Genomic DNA, 13,303 nt, shown 5'->3' with positions numbered 1-13,303 from the left:
GGCCAGCACCTGCAGGCTCAGCGCTTCTGCTTGACCGGCTTACCCTCGCCCACGGTCTGTTCCAGCCAGCGCTCGCTCTCGGCCAGCATGGTCATGATCGATTCGCGTGCACGGTAAGCGTGCGATTCGTTGGGCAGCATCACCAGGCGCGAGGTGCCGCCCAGTCCCTTCACCGCGGCGAACATGCGCTCGCTCTGGATGGGGAACGTACCGGAGTTGTTGTCGTCCACGCCGTGGATGAAGAGGATCGGGTCCTTGATCTTGTCGGCGTAGTTGAACGGCGACATCTTCTGGTAGACGTCCTGCGCCTGCCAGTAGTTGCGCTCTTCGGCCTGGAAGCCGAACGGGGTCAGCGTGCGGTTGTACGCACCGCTGCGCGCGATGCCGGCCTTGAACAGGCGGGTATGCGCGAGCAGGTTGGCGGTCATGAACGCACCGTAGGAGTGGCCACCGATCGCGATGTGCTCACGATCGGTCACACCACGCCGCACCACTTCATTCACGGCCGCCTCGGCATTGGCGATCAGCTGCGGCAGGTAGGTGTCGTTCGGTTCCTTGTCGCCCTCCCCGATGATCGGCATCGAGGGGCTGACCAGCACTGCGTAGCCCTTGGCCAGGAACGCCTGCGGCCCCCAGTAGCTGATCGCGTTGAAACGATACGGCGAATCCGTCACCTGGCTGGCGGCCTCGGCGGTCTTGAACTCGCCCGGATAGGCCCACATCAGCAGCGGCAACGGACCGTCCTTCTTCGCGTTGTAGCCCGGCGGCAGCATCAGCGTGGCGGTCAGGTCAACGCCATCGTTGCGCTTGTAGCGGATCTGCTCCTTGCTCACCCCACGCAGCTGCGGCAGCGGGTGCTGGAAGTGGGTCAACGCCTTCGGTGCCGCGGAGGCATCGGCCAGCGACTGCACGTAGAAGTTGGCCGGCTCGTCGGGCGATTCACGGGTCAGCAGCAGCGAGGTGCCTTCCTGGTCGAGCAGCGCCACCGGCGCGGCGTAGGACGGCGCCTGCGAGTGGAACAGGCGGGTGGTCTGCTTGCTGTCCAGATCGAAGCGATCCACGAACGGACGGTCGCCTTCCGGCGAGGCGCCTGCCCCGTACAGGAAGATGCTGCGGCCATCGGCGCTGACCTGTAGGCGCGAGCGACCGTTGACGTCGCGCACCAGGCCCGGGCGGCCCGGGTCGTTGTAACGGTCCTGGGAGGAGCGCGCCGACAACAGCTCGGCTGCCTTCTCCGGCTGGTCCGGCGCGATCCGCCACTGTTTGACCTCGCGGTTCTTCCACCACGATTCGTTGAGCAGCGCCAGATCGCCACGGCCCCACTGGATGCCCGCATAACGGCTGCCCAGCTGCGCCAGCGTCACTGGCGGCTTATCGAAGGGCGCCGCCTGCATCAGCACCGCATCGCGCACCTTGGCCTCGCGGTTCGGGTCGCCGCCGTCCTGCGCTTCGGCCCAGACCAGGGTCGCCGGCGCATCGGCGCGCCAGTCGATCCGGCGCACGCCGGTGGCCACCGCATCGTTGCCGGTCGGCAGGCCTTCCTTCAACGGCAGGTCGGCGACGGTGTGTTCGAGCCTGCCGTCTAGCGCGGACAGCACTTCGATGCGACGCGCGAACGCGCTGGCCGGCACCAGATAGGAGTACGGACGCACAACGCGCTCGCTCAGCAGGTAGCGCCCATCCGGCGAGAGCGTCATATCCCAGTACACCCCACTGGTGGACAGCGGCGTGTTCACGCCGTTGAGGGCGACCTTGGCCGGCTGCGCGCTGGCGTAGTAATCGAAGAGGCGGGCATCGGCCTCGTTCTTGAGCATGTCCTGGTAGGTACGGATCGTGCGCACACCGGCGTCGGCCTCGGTCTGCTGGATCGCCGGACCGGTCGGAATGCCGCCGGCGGCCGGTGCCGCGCCCTGGCCCTTGAGCTGCTGCATCACCAGCAGCCCCCGGCTGTCGGGCTGCCAGCTGTAGCCGTCGCCCATCACCGTGTTCAGATCACCGACCAGGCGGCGCGCCGAGCCGGCGTCGACATCGACGATCCACAGTTCATTGGTCCCGGTGGCGGCGTGCACCTGGTTGAAGGCGATGTACTTCTGGTCCGGCGACCAGGCAAAGGTGGCGATCGACAACGGCTGCGGCAGCCCGCTGATCTGGCGCTCCTTGCCGTCGGCCACGCTCATCAGCCACAGCTTGTCGGCGAAGCTGAAACGGCTGGCCGAATGCGTGGCCGGGTTGATGCGCAGGCCGGCCAGCTTCAGTTCGGGCTGGGCGACGTCGTTGATCGACGGCAGCGGCGGCGTCTGCAGCAGCGCGGCCAGGTCACGGCGCGGGGACAGGCTCAGGGTCGGGGCACGCGGCGCATCGACCACGGCCTGCAGGGCGGGCGATGGCAGCTGGTAGCCGCCCTGGTCGCCCTTGGCGGCGGCCACGGTCTGCGCGTTGGTCTTGGCGGCCGGGGCGGCGGCCAGCGCCAACGGCGGCACCGCCAGCAGGGCCAGACCGAGGATCAGGGTATGGCGCCACTGTGGAGCGCGTCGACCGGGGGTGCGTGTCATGTTCTGTGCCTGTGCGGATACAAACCCCCGACCTTAACAGCCGAGCGCCGATCGCCCCCCTGCCGATGGTTGGGGGCAGGCACCGATTCATGCCAATGCAACTGGCCGCGATATAATGGGTCACCCTCCACCGAGGGGCGCTGCGACCGTTCCGGATCTTGTCCGGGGGCGGCCAGGCTCGGTGGCCAGGATTGGTTCCAACGGCGCCCGGCGAACACGAGTATCGACTCGTCATTACACCGGAGCTTTGAATGAACGCTGTTGCCAAGACCTTCTCCACCGAAGGCGATTACAAGATTGCCGACATCTCCCTGGCCGATTGGGGCCGCAAGGAGCTGGACATCGCCGAGCATGAAATGCCGGGCCTGATGTCGATCCGCCGCAAGCATGCCGCCACCCTGCCGCTGAAGGGCGTGCGCGTGACCGGCTCGCTGCACATGACCATCCAGACCGCGGTGCTGATCGAGACCCTGAAGGACATCGGCGCCGACGTGCGCTGGGCCTCGTGCAACATCTTCTCGACCCAGGACCATGCCGCCGCGGCGATCGCCGCATCGGGCACCCCGGTGTTTGCCTGGAAGGGTGAAACCCTGGAAGAGTACTGGGACTGCACCCTGGACGCGCTGACCTTCACCCTGCCCGACGGCACCCTGACCGGCCCGGAGCTGGTGGTGGACGACGGCGGCGATGTCACCCTGCTGATCCACAAGGGCTATGAGCTCGAAAACGGCAGCACCTGGGTCGATGAAAAGGCCGCCTCGCACGAAGAGCAGGTCATCAAGAACCTGCTCAAGCGCGTGGCCAAGGAGCGCCCGGGCTACTGGGGCCGCGTGGTCAAGGATTGGAAGGGCGTCTCCGAAGAGACCACCACCGGCGTGCACCGCCTGTACCAGCTGGCCCAGGCCGGCACCCTGCTGATCCCGGCGATCAACGTCAACGACTCGGTCACCAAGAGCAAGTTCGACAACCTGTACGGTTGCCGCGAGTCGCTGGCCGACGGCCTCAAGCGCGCGATGGACGTGATGCTGGCCGGCAAGGTCGCCGTGGTCTGCGGCTACGGCGACGTGGGCAAGGGCTGCGCCGCTTCGCTGCGTGCCTACGGCGCGCGCGTGGTGGTCACCGAGATCGATCCGATCTGCGCCCTGCAGGCGGCGATGGAAGGCTTCGAGGTCAACACCATCGAATCCACCCTGGGCCGTGGCGACATCTACGTCACCACCACCGGCAACAAGGACATCATCCGCATCGAGCACCTGAGCGCGATGAAGGACCAGGCCATCGTCTGCAACATCGGCCACTTCGACAACGAGATCCAGGTCGATGCGCTGAACGCACTGGCCGGCGTGCAGAAGATCAACATCAAGCCGCAGGTCGACAAGTACATCTTCGACAACGGCAATGCGATCTTCCTGCTGGCTGACGGCCGCCTGGTGAACCTGGGCTGCGCCACCGGCCACCCGAGCTTCGTGATGTCCAACTCGTTCGCCAACCAGACGCTCGCGCAGATCGACCTGTGGGCGAACAAGGACAGCTACGAGAAGAAGGTGTACCTGCTGCCGAAGAAGCTGGACGAGGAAGTGGCGCGTCTGCATCTGGAAAAGATCGGCGTGAAGCTGACCACCCTGAGCCAGGAGCAGGCCGACTACATTGGCGTGGCGGTGGACGGCCCGTTCAAGCCGGAGCATTACCGCTACTGATCGGCATGCCGGTCCAGTTGCGTTGAAAACAGACGGGCGCCGGAAGGCGCCCGTTTTTTTGTGGCGCGATGCCCTTCAGTCCTGGCTGAAACCCCTGCGGTCGTCGTTGAGGACGGCCTGGCACTGCCCGGCGAAGTCCGCTTGCCAGCGCGACAGCATGAACCCGTCGCGTTCCTGAAAAGAGACCGTTTCGCCAGCCAGCACGTAGCAGCGGTTCTGCGACAGTCGCAGCGCCGTCAGGGTGTCACCGGCAGCCCAGCATTCATCGATGCAGGCCTGCATCAGCGCGTAATCCGGATTGGTCTTGGCGCCGCCGAAGGCGAAGCCCATCCGCTGCACCATCGCGATCACCGGGTCAGTGCTGGCCGGGGCAGCGCGCAGGATGCGCAGCACGCCGGCCTCGGGAATGCCAAACGCCCAGTTGGCCAGCACCGCCGAACGTGCCGCATCGATCGCCGCATCGCGCTGCCCCTGCCGCATGTACTGGCTTGCCAGCAGCGCCCAGCCCTGCTGAAGCTCCGGGAACGCGGTGCAGGCTGCGCGCAGCAGTTCAATGGCCTGCTCGACCTCCGCTGCCAGCACCTGCGCGCGCGCCTGCTCCAACCGCTCGGTGGGCGAACCGGGATCTTCGACCTCATGCTCGCCATACTCGCCTTCGTTCAGCTCCAGCCAGCGAGAGAACACCTGCACCGAGGAATGACGCAGTTCCATACGCCATTCGTCATGGAACATCTCGCAGACGAAGGGCGCATCTCCCTCGCGCCCCAACGGCCAATACAGCCCGAAACAATCGCCATTGCCGAGCGCGCCTTCCGCGATCGACACAAACCCCTGAGGAGGATACGGTCCGCGCGCCACATCACCATCGAAGCTGAGCGCGTTGAATTGGCCAGAGAGGCGCATGGGAACTTTCCAGACGGGAACGCCGCCATTATCGCAGCGACCGCAGTAGCTTCGGTCAAGGCAGCGGGTCCGCACCGCGCTAGGATGCCCCCATGACCCCCGCCATCAACCTGCTGAAGAAGTCCGGCATCGCGCACAGCGTGCTGTCCTATCACCATGACGCCGCCTCCGAATCCTACGGTGGCGAAGCGGTGCAGCAGCTCGGGCTGGATCCGGCGCAGGTGTTCAAGACGCTGCTGGCAAGCACCGAGACGCACGAGTTGCTGGTGGCGATCGTCCCGGTGAGCGGCACCCTGGACCTCAAGGCACTCGCCGCAGCGGCCGGCTGCCGGAAGTGCGGGATGGCCAACGCCCAGGCGGCGCAGCGCGCGACCGGGTACCTGGTCGGGGGCATCAGCCCGCTGGGGCAGAAGAAAAAACACCGCACCTTCCTGGATGCGAGCGCGCGGACACTGCCGATCGTGCACGTCAGTGCCGGGCGTCGTGGACTGGAGGTGGCGCTGGCACCGGCCGATCTGCTGCAGCTTACTGGCGGATGCTATGCCGCCATCGGCAAGGCACGGTGATGCGCTGGCCTTTCAACCGGGACCCATCCGTCCCCACCGAGGGACCTGGCGCGCAGCACCTGCAGGCGCTGCTGTCTTCAGCGCCTGACCGCATCTACAGCGCGGCCTGCGCCATCGCCCAGCTCCGTGATCCGGCCGAACTGGACGCGCTTTCGCCGTGGGTCGAGCGGATCGAGCGCGCCACCGCGCACATCGCGCTGGGTGGCGCTCTGTTCGCCAATAACCATCACCTGCAGTTCGCCCTGCGCCGGCTGCGCTTCTGGCGGGAGCGGGCCGGCTGCCTGTGTGCGCTTTACCCGCACTACCCGTTCTTCGATCCGCGTCGGGAAGCCACGCGCGGGCATGTGGTCATCGATGCCGTGGGGGAAGCCGAGGACGGCTGGGGCGAGGCGCATGCCGTCACCTGCGTGGACTGTGCAACGCACTGGTTGGCCACCGACCGCGAGTATCACTACCCTTGGTGGGAGTGGAAACTGGGGACTTCAACCTTTGAGGCAACCCCAACGCATGCGTGATTTCATCGCCGCTGCACGCTCAGGGACGCCAGTTGGCGTTGCTGTCCCAGAACACCACCGCACGCTGATACGCTTCGCGATCCAGCGGCACACCCGAGCCCCCCTCTTCCACGCCCAGCGCGTTGCGCATCATGGTGATCGGCGCCATCGGCACTTCCTCCGGTTCGGCGGTGTAGATGCAGCCCACGATACCCCAGTCCGCCTTGATGGGTGAGCCTTCCCTGGCCAACTGCTCAGCGCTGTACAGGATCACCACCAGGTAGTTCGCGCGCGGTGATTCCACGCCTTCGAACCAGCGCACCAGCACCGGCAATTCATCGCGGTTGCGCGCCTCGTAGCCGCTGCGCAGCTGATGGCGGTTGGCCTCGGTGATCGGCACGGTCAGGCAGCGCGTAGAGGTCCAGTTTTCGTACACATGCAGCTTGCAGAACGGCGCGTAGCCATCGAGCACCTTGAACGGCGCGTGCGTATTGAGGTGCTGCTCGAACTGTTCGGCGCTGCAGTCCTGGATGGTGTTGCCGCGCGGCACGCGCGGGAACAGGCGGGGCCGAGCGAACGCAGTGAGGACGATGGACATGGGCACAATCAGGCGGTGGAGATCGTGCACAGGGTAACGCGTGCGGCGCGTGCCCTACAGCGCCAGCCGCTCACGCAACTCACGGGCCTGCCGCCGGGACACCTCCACCCGGCTGCCGTCATCGAGGGTCAAGTCATAGCCGTCACTCATCGAGGGCTCGATCGCACGCACGCGGCGCAGGTTGACCAGGGTGTTGCGGTTGGCGCGGAAGAACAGCGCCGGCGACAGGCGGGCTTCCATCGTGCTCAGGCTGCGCGCCAGCACCGCGTTCTGGTCGCGGAACCACAGCCGTGCGTAGTTGCCGTCGACCACCACCTTGCGGATCTCACCCAGCGCCACGAACCAGCAACGCTCGCCATCGCGCAGGAACACCTGATCCTCCGTGCCCAGCGGATCGCGTGGGCCGCTCGCCGTTGCGGCCGTCGCGACTGCGGCCCGGGGAGAGAGTCGTTCTCGACCGCGTTCGAGCGCGGCCCGCAGACGGTCCGCTTCCACCGGCTTGACCAGGTAGTCAAGTGCATTGGTTTCAAAGGCACGCACCGCGTATTGATCGTAGGCGGTGACGAACACCACCATCGGCACCGTGTCCAGTCCCTCAAGCACATCGAAGCCCTCGCCCGAGGGCATCTGGACATCGAGCAACACCAGATCGGGCTGCTCGCGCAGGATCGCCTCGCGTGCAGCGGGCACGTCGTCAGCCTCGCCGACACACGCCACCCACGGAATCGCTGCCAGCAGGGTGCGCAGCTCACTGCGTGCCAGCCGCGCATCGTCCACGATCAACACGCGTAGTGAAGCGCTCATTGCTGTACCTCCAGGTGGGCCAGCATGCGCTCGCCCTGTCGCTCCAGCCGGAACGTGCCCCGGCTGGATGAGGAGGGCGCCGCGTCGATGCCCAGCTGCGCCCGCAGATAGGCCAGCCCGATGCCATGGCCTTCGGTCGTGGTCTGAGGCGCGGCCGGATTGCCCACTTCCAGCCGCAGCACGCCGCACTCGCACTGCGCGCGCACCTGCAGCTCGCCGCCGCCGGGGTAAACCGCGATGCCATGCTTGATCGCATTCTCCACCAGCAACTGCAGCGCCATCGGCGGCAGCCGCGCGGACAGCGCGGCCGGATCGATGTCGGTGTGTACCCGCAGGCGGCCCTCGTAGTGGATCGCTTCCACCGCCAGGTAGTCCTGCACTACGCGCCATTCCTCGGCCAGGGTGACCCAGCCCCCGTCGGTATGCACCAGGGCGTGGCGCAGCGTGCTGGACAGATGGGTGACCATGTCGCGTGCACGCGCCGGGTCTTCATTGATCAGCGCACGCAGGTTGTTGAGCGCATTGAACACAAAGTGGGGATTGAGCCGCGCACGCAGCGCCTGGTGCTCCAGCGTCGCCCGCTGCGCTTCGGCGCGCAGCTGGGCCATCTCGCTGTGCCGGGCACGCTGCAGCGCGCGGCGGCCGGTCCACAGCGCGCACCACACGCTCAGCACGATGGCGGTATTGAACCAGTAGCCGAAGACAGCGGCCGGGCGATAGTTCGCACGCTGTCCCGGCAGCTGCACCCAGTCCCAGGCCAACGCGGGCAACAGCGCGGCAGCGGTGAGCACTTGGGCGACCGCCGCCACGATCACCACCGCGAGCAGCAGCCGCCACGTCAATCCCAGCAGATCGCGCTGCAACCAGTCATGCCGCAACGCATAGCCGCGGATGAATGCGCTGCCCACCCACAGGGAAAGCGTCACCATCACAGAGATCAGGACGATGCCGGACCAGTGCCCTCCGTAGGTGAACCCGAGCAGCAGGCTCACGCCAAGGTAGACCAACCACACCGCGCTGTTGCGCCACCAGAAACCGGTATCGCGTGCTGCCCGCTTCTCGCTCATCGTCTCCACGCCGGTCTCGATCAGGGCGCTGCAGGCAGATCAAGGAAGCCCCGGATCTGCGACTGCAGCCAGCGCGGATCATCCCACATCAGGAAGTGGTGGCCGGCGCGGCTCATCTCGATCCGCACGCCGGGCAGCGCGGCGTACTGCGTGGCGAATACCTGCCGCGTGCTGGCTTCGGTAGCGCCGAAGGGTTGATAGGCCGCCCACGCGCCCAGCACCAGCACCGGCGAGGTGATGCCGGCGATCGGTTGGCGCAGGTCGGTCATCGTCATGGAATACATCGCGTTCGCGGTGGTGGCACGGTCACTGTCGCGTCCCCACTGCTTCAAGGTCGCCACATGCTCGGGGGCGTGCGCCATGTTGGCGACCGCAGCGTCGGTCTGCGCCGCGTACTGCGTGGCGTCGGCGGCGAGCATGCCGGCCCGCATCTGCTCGGCCATCGGCTTGAGCGTGGGCGGCGTCGCGGCCGGATTCTGCACGGCACCGAAGTACGGCAAGGCATCCACGATCACCAGGGGCCCGATCTTGTGCGGCGCCGCGATCGCCATCTGCAGCGCCAGCACACCACCGAGGCTGTGGCCGATCACGGCCGGATGATCGAGCTTGCGGTCCGCGCTGTAGGCCAGCAGGCGATCGCGCATCGCGCTCAGAAAATCATCGCTGGCCACCGCAGGCGCACCGGCAAAGCCCGGCAGCTGGATCAGGTGGCATTGCACCTGCGGCTGCAGCGCGGCGCAGGTCTCGCGCCAGACGTCGGCACCGCTGTTGAGGCCCGGGATCATCAGTACCGGCCGGCCGCTGCCGATCACCTCGACCTGCAGATCCTGGAAACGCACGGTGGCCGCATGGGCCGGGCTGACCAAGGTGGCCCATGCGGTCAGCGCGAGCGCAGCCAACGGGGCGATGGAGTAGATGCGGCGGGGACGGGCGGTCGACATGGCAGGCTCCTTCTGGGTGAGCATGGAGACTGCCGCAGGGTGTCGTCGCCGGGGCGATTACATGAGCAGCGGCCGCAGACCGGCAATGAGCGGTCGGCAGCGGCGGATCAACATCCGCGCCTCAGCGATCCGGCGCGCTCACGATGGCCTGCAAGGCCGCCGGCAGCGATGGATACTGGAAAACAAACCCCTCCGCCAGGGCGTGCACCGGCTGCACGTTCTGCCCGGTCAGCAGCAGCCCGCTCATTTCCCCGAAGCCCAGCTTCAACGCGAACGCCGGAGTGGTCAGCCGAGCCGGACGGTGGAGCACCTCGCCCAACGTGGTGGCGAAGGTGCGGTTGGTGACCGTGCCGGGTGCCGTGCCGTTGTAGGCGCCGCGTGCCTGATCGCGAGTGAGCAGCCACAGAATCATGCCGACCAGATCCTCGCGATGGATCCAGCTCATCCACTGCCGACCATCGCCCATCGGCCCGCCGAGCCCCATCCGGAACGGCGGCAGCATCTTCTGCAGTGCGCCGCCCTCACGTTCGAGCACGATGCCGGTCCGCAGCACGCAGGTGCGCACGCCGAGGTCCTCGGCCTTGAGCGCTTCGGCCTCCCAGTGCCGGCACAGCATCGCCGCGAAGTCGTGCCCCGGGGAGGCCGTCTCATCCAACGGCGCGCTGTCGCGCGGGCCGTACCAGCCGATCGCCGAGCCGGACACCAGCACCCGGGGGCGCTCAGGCAACCCGACCATCCAGGCCAGCAGCGCCTGCGTGGTGCCGATCCGGGAATCGCGCAATGCCTGCTTGCGTTCATCGGTCCAGCGGCCGTCCATCAACGGCTCGCCGGCCAGGTTGACCACCGCCTGGACCGGGCCAACCTCGTCCAGCGCCGCAACGCTGCGTACGCCCGGCTGCGGGTTCCGGCCGGGCCGACGGGTCAGGACGATGGGGTCGTGGCCCTCGGCCAGCAGGCGCGTGCACAGGCTGCGCCCGATGAAGCCGGTGCCACCGGTGACGAGAATCTGCATGGCGGTTGCTCCTTGAGGTAGCCATCACTGTAAGCCCGGGGATGTGCACGGCGCATGCGACGCACTTCACATTCATCGCGATGAAGAGATATGATTGAGCCACACCCGCCGACGCGCCCCGCCCATGACCGCCATCAGCTTCGAGTTCTATCCGCCCAAGACCGACGAGCAGCGCGCCCAGCTGGACCGGACCGCGGCCAGGCTGAAGGTGTTCGCGCCGGAGTACGTGTCATGTACGTTCGGTGCCGGCGGCTCCACGCTCAGCTACACCTCCGAGACCGTCCGTCACCTCAAGCAGCACCATGGCTTCGATGCGGCCCCGCACCTGTCCTGCGTCGGTGGCAGCCGCGAGGAGATCCGCGAACTGCTCAAGCTGTACCGCGCGATCGGTTGCCGCCGCATCGTCGCCCTGCGCGGTGACCTGCCCTCGGGCATGGGCCACCCCGGTGACCTGCGGTATGCCTCCGACCTGATCAGCTTCATCCGCGCCGAGCATGGCGATGCGTTCCGCATCGAGGTGGGCGCGTATCCGGAGACCCATCCGCAGGCCAACGACGCGCTGCTGGACCTGAAGCACTTCAAGACCAAGATCGACGCCGGCGCCGATGCGGCGATCACCCAGTACTTCTTCAACGCCGACGCCTACTTCCACTTCGTGGATGCGGTACGCAAGCTGGGCGTCACCGTACCGATTGTGCCGGGCATCATGCCGATCTCCAATTTCAGCCAGCTGCGGCGCTTCTCCGAGCAGTGCGGTGCCGAGATACCGCGCTGGATCGGCAAGCGCATGCAGGCCTACGGTGACGATGCCGAATCGGTCCGCGCGTTCGGTGCCGAGGTGGTGGCCAGCCTGTGCGAACGCCTGGTCGCGGGCGGTGCGCCGGGCCTGCACTTCTACACCCTCAACCTGGCCAAGCCCACCACCCAGGTGCTGAAACTGCTGCGCGGCTGAGGCCGCCACGCATCGCTTGCAGATAACGCCCACGCCGCTACGCTGCTGCGATGAAACCGCTCGTGTGGCTCCTGCTGTGTGCGCTGTGCCTGCCCTCGCCGCCCGCGCTGGCGCAGGCGCCGCAGCGCGTGAACCGCTGCACCACTGCCCAGGGCGAAACCGTCTTCACCGACCGCCGCTGCGATGCACTGGGTGCCACCGCGCGATTGCCCCCGCGCACCGCGAGCGTCGGCAACACCGGCATCTACCGCGCCGGCTGCGCGCGCCGGCTCAGTGAACTGACCGGGCAGATCCGCGACGCGGTCAGCGCACAGGACGTCAACCGGCTGTCCTCGATCTACCTCTGGAGCAATGTCTCCAACGCCACCGCCAACCACATCATCGGCCGCCTGGAATCGGTGGTTCAGCGCCCGCTGATCGACATCGCGCCGGTCTACCCGGACAGCGCGCCTGTGATGGAGGACCCGGCGCTTGCCGCTGCAGGTACCGTGGAGGCCCCCCCGCGACCCCGCCCGATCGGCCTGCGCATCGAGCAGACCCTCGGCAGCACCGCCACCCCGGCCAGGACCGTATTCGGCCTGCGCCGTCAGTACGGCTGCTTCTGGATCACGCTGTAGCGGGCCACAGCGACCGGATCGCCGCGATGCCCTGCGCGCCGTGGCGACGCGCCTGCGCGATATCAGCGGGCGCCATGCCGCCGAGCGCATACAGCGGCAACGACACCTGCTCGCGCAGCGCCTCGAACGCCTCCCAGCCCAGCGGTGCCGCTCCGGGATGGCTGGCCGTCGCCTGCACCGGCCCCAGCACGGCGAAATCGCAGCCCAATCGCTGCGCCGCCTGCAGCTGTTCCAGATCGTGGCAGGAGGCCGCGACCAGCTGACCGGCGGCCAGCGGCCGCGCATCCAGCCCCAGCAGCTGCTCACTGCCCAGATGCACGCCGACCCCCAACCGAGCGGCCAGCTCGATATCCCGATTCACCAGCCACTGCGTGCGCGGCCCGTGCTGCTGGATCACCCGCTCGGCCAGCGCCACCCGTGCCGGGCTGGACGGCGTGCGCAGCTGTACCCGGCGCACCCCGCTTTCCAGTGCCTGCGCCAGGCGCCCCAACCAGGCCTGGTGGACGCGGTCCTCCTCACCCTCCGGCTCCGGCGTGATCAGATACCGGTCCGGCTGCCGCAGCGCCGCCACCACCGGCAGATCGGCCGGCGGCATCGAATACCGGTGCAGCTTGTCCGGTGCTACCCAGGTGATGGCCTGTCCCTCACGGCCCCGCGGCGAGCCCTTCCAGCTCTGGATCCGGCGCACCTCCAGCCGGAGCCGCTTGTCCGGGTAGATCTGCGGGACGTCCATGATCCACTCACCGATCTCCGCCTCGATCCCCAGCTCTTCGCGCAGCTCCCGCACCAGCGCCTCTTCGGAGGTCTCGCCGGGCTCCCGCTTGCCGCCCGGGAATTCCCACAGGCCGGCCATATCGCGGTTCTCGGTACGACGGTTGAGCAGAATGCGGCCACGGGCATCGGTGATGACGCCGGCCACGACATGGATCGAACGAAGGGGAGATGACATACCCGGAGGATGCCCAAAGCGGGCCGGGTGACGCAATGCCCCTGCCGGTAGTTGTGGAGGCGCAGTGCGGACCGTGGTGTGTCTCCGTTCGCGTCTGCCGCGAGCGTGAGGGCCCCGCAGCGACCGATAGGCCCCTCGGCAAATGTCCCCC

13 protein-coding genes and 1 riboswitch are annotated in these 13,303 nt (G+C 67.5%); of the genes, 5 read left to right on the top strand and 8 right to left on the bottom strand.

Translation table 11 applies throughout. The annotated features are described in order from the left end of the window. Positions 1-17: 17 nt before the first annotated feature. Positions 18-2,552 (bottom strand): S9 family peptidase, encoded by a 2,535-nt coding sequence (locus AC13F7_RS16440; protein ID WP_483002178.1) that lies wholly within the window; start codon positions 2,550-2,552, stop codon positions 18-20. 126 nt (positions 2,553-2,678) lie between these two features. Continuing rightward, positions 2,679-2,768, top strand: a riboswitch (S-adenosyl-L-homocysteine riboswitch). A 35-nt stretch (positions 2,769-2,803) separates the two neighbouring features. Between AC13F7_RS16440 and ahcY the strand changes: the two genes are divergently transcribed. Further along, complete coding sequence (gene ahcY / locus AC13F7_RS16435) at positions 2,804-4,249, top strand: adenosylhomocysteinase (protein WP_483002176.1); 1,446 nt, start codon at positions 2,804-2,806, stop codon at positions 4,247-4,249. 75 nt (positions 4,250-4,324) lie between these two features. On the opposite strand, the gene AC13F7_RS16430 is transcribed toward ahcY, so the two are convergent. Beyond that, positions 4,325-5,152, bottom strand: coding sequence for a tetratricopeptide repeat protein (locus tag AC13F7_RS16430; protein WP_483002174.1), 828 nt, complete (start codon positions 5,150-5,152; stop codon positions 4,325-4,327). Positions 5,153-5,244: 92 nt separating this feature from the next. Here AC13F7_RS16430 and ybaK point away from each other — a divergent pair, with 92 nt between their 5' ends. Together ybaK and AC13F7_RS16420 are read left to right on the top strand one after the other, a co-directional pair. Further along, positions 5,245-5,718 (top strand): Cys-tRNA(Pro) deacylase, encoded by a 474-nt coding sequence (gene ybaK, locus AC13F7_RS16425; protein ID WP_483002172.1) that lies wholly within the window; start codon positions 5,245-5,247, stop codon positions 5,716-5,718. Then, positions 5,718-6,233: a hypothetical protein gene (locus AC13F7_RS16420; RefSeq protein ID WP_483002170.1), complete on the top strand. Its 516-nt coding sequence runs from the start codon at positions 5,718-5,720 to the stop codon at positions 6,231-6,233. Before ybaK ends, AC13F7_RS16420 begins: the two co-directional genes overlap by 1 nt. Before the next feature lie 19 nt (positions 6,234-6,252). Here AC13F7_RS16420 and AC13F7_RS16415 read toward each other — a convergent pair whose 3' ends face one another. The 5 genes from AC13F7_RS16415 to AC13F7_RS16395 all read right to left on the bottom strand — a co-directional run bounded on the left by AC13F7_RS16415 (position 6,253) and on the right by AC13F7_RS16395 (position 10,634). After that, positions 6,253-6,810, bottom strand: coding sequence for a DUF3228 family protein (locus AC13F7_RS16415; protein ID WP_481468691.1), 558 nt, complete (start codon positions 6,808-6,810; stop codon positions 6,253-6,255). Positions 6,811-6,864: 54 nt separating this feature from the next. Continuing rightward, positions 6,865-7,614 carry a LytR/AlgR family response regulator transcription factor gene (locus AC13F7_RS16410; RefSeq protein WP_483002168.1) on the bottom strand — a complete coding sequence of 250 codons (750 nt, stop codon included), beginning with the start codon at positions 7,612-7,614 and terminating at the stop codon, positions 6,865-6,867. Next, complete coding sequence (locus AC13F7_RS16405; protein WP_483002166.1) at positions 7,611-8,681, bottom strand: sensor histidine kinase; 1,071 nt, start codon at positions 8,679-8,681, stop codon at positions 7,611-7,613. The genes AC13F7_RS16410 and AC13F7_RS16405 overlap by 4 nt, the downstream gene beginning before the upstream one ends. Positions 8,682-8,701: 20 nt before the next feature. Further along, on the bottom strand, positions 8,702-9,622 hold the full coding sequence (locus AC13F7_RS16400; RefSeq protein ID WP_483002164.1) for an alpha/beta fold hydrolase: 921 nt from the start codon (positions 9,620-9,622) through the stop codon (positions 8,702-8,704). Positions 9,623-9,743: 121 nt separating this feature from the next. Then, positions 9,744-10,634, bottom strand: a complete 891-nt coding sequence (locus AC13F7_RS16395; RefSeq protein WP_483002162.1) for a TIGR01777 family oxidoreductase — start codon at positions 10,632-10,634, stop codon at positions 9,744-9,746. 124 nt (positions 10,635-10,758) lie between these two features. On the opposite strand from AC13F7_RS16395, the gene metF reads away from it, so the two are divergent. Continuing rightward, entirely contained in the window at positions 10,759-11,586 is an 828-nt protein-coding gene (gene metF / locus AC13F7_RS16390) for a methylenetetrahydrofolate reductase [NAD(P)H] (RefSeq protein WP_483002160.1), read from the top strand. Between the two features lie 50 nt (positions 11,587-11,636). Then, the gene (locus tag AC13F7_RS16385) at positions 11,637-12,203 is read left to right on the top strand and encodes a hypothetical protein (RefSeq protein ID WP_483002158.1); all 567 of its coding nucleotides are present in this window, start codon (positions 11,637-11,639) and stop codon (positions 12,201-12,203) included. On the opposite strand, the gene AC13F7_RS16380 is transcribed toward AC13F7_RS16385, so the two are convergent. Further along, a complete protein-coding gene (locus AC13F7_RS16380; RefSeq protein ID WP_483002156.1) occupies positions 12,193-13,152 on the bottom strand; it encodes a Nudix family hydrolase in 960 nt (319 codons plus the stop codon). The genes AC13F7_RS16385 and AC13F7_RS16380 overlap by 11 nt on opposite strands. Positions 13,153-13,303: the final 151 nt, after the last annotated feature.

Source organism: Stenotrophomonas sp. K-6, from assembly GCF_056861555.1.
Note: the sequence above shows the minus strand (reverse complement) of the source record. Positions and strands in the feature narration are given on the sequence as shown.

Bases quoted from the DNA above. Each gene is read 5' to 3' on its own strand.
- AC13F7_RS16405 (WP_483002166.1), bottom strand. From the start codon at position 8,681: ATGAGCGAGAAGCGGGCAGCACGCGATACCGGTTTCTGGTGGCGCAAC.
- AC13F7_RS16440 (WP_483002178.1), bottom strand. From the start codon at position 2,552: ATGACACGCACCCCCGGTCGACGCGCTCCACAGTGGCGCCATACCCTG.
- AC13F7_RS16415 (WP_481468691.1), bottom strand. From the start codon at position 6,810: ATGTCCATCGTCCTCACTGCGTTCGCTCGGCCCCGCCTGTTCCCGCGC.
- AC13F7_RS16410 (WP_483002168.1), bottom strand. From the start codon at position 7,614: ATGAGCGCTTCACTACGCGTGTTGATCGTGGACGATGCGCGGCTGGCA.
- AC13F7_RS16430 (WP_483002174.1), bottom strand. From the start codon at position 5,152: ATGCGCCTCTCTGGCCAATTCAACGCGCTCAGCTTCGATGGTGATGTG.
- metF (WP_483002160.1), top strand. From the start codon at position 10,759: ATGACCGCCATCAGCTTCGAGTTCTATCCGCCCAAGACCGACGAGCAG.
- AC13F7_RS16395 (WP_483002162.1), bottom strand. From the start codon at position 10,634: ATGCAGATTCTCGTCACCGGTGGCACCGGCTTCATCGGGCGCAGCCTG.
- AC13F7_RS16385 (WP_483002158.1), top strand. From the start codon at position 11,637: ATGAAACCGCTCGTGTGGCTCCTGCTGTGTGCGCTGTGCCTGCCCTCG.
- ybaK (WP_483002172.1), top strand. From the start codon at position 5,245: ATGACCCCCGCCATCAACCTGCTGAAGAAGTCCGGCATCGCGCACAGC.
- AC13F7_RS16380 (WP_483002156.1), bottom strand. From the start codon at position 13,152: ATGTCATCTCCCCTTCGTTCGATCCATGTCGTGGCCGGCGTCATCACC.
- AC13F7_RS16400 (WP_483002164.1), bottom strand. From the start codon at position 9,622: ATGTCGACCGCCCGTCCCCGCCGCATCTACTCCATCGCCCCGTTGGCT.
- ahcY (WP_483002176.1), top strand. From the start codon at position 2,804: ATGAACGCTGTTGCCAAGACCTTCTCCACCGAAGGCGATTACAAGATT.
- AC13F7_RS16420 (WP_483002170.1), top strand. From the start codon at position 5,718: ATGCGCTGGCCTTTCAACCGGGACCCATCCGTCCCCACCGAGGGACCT.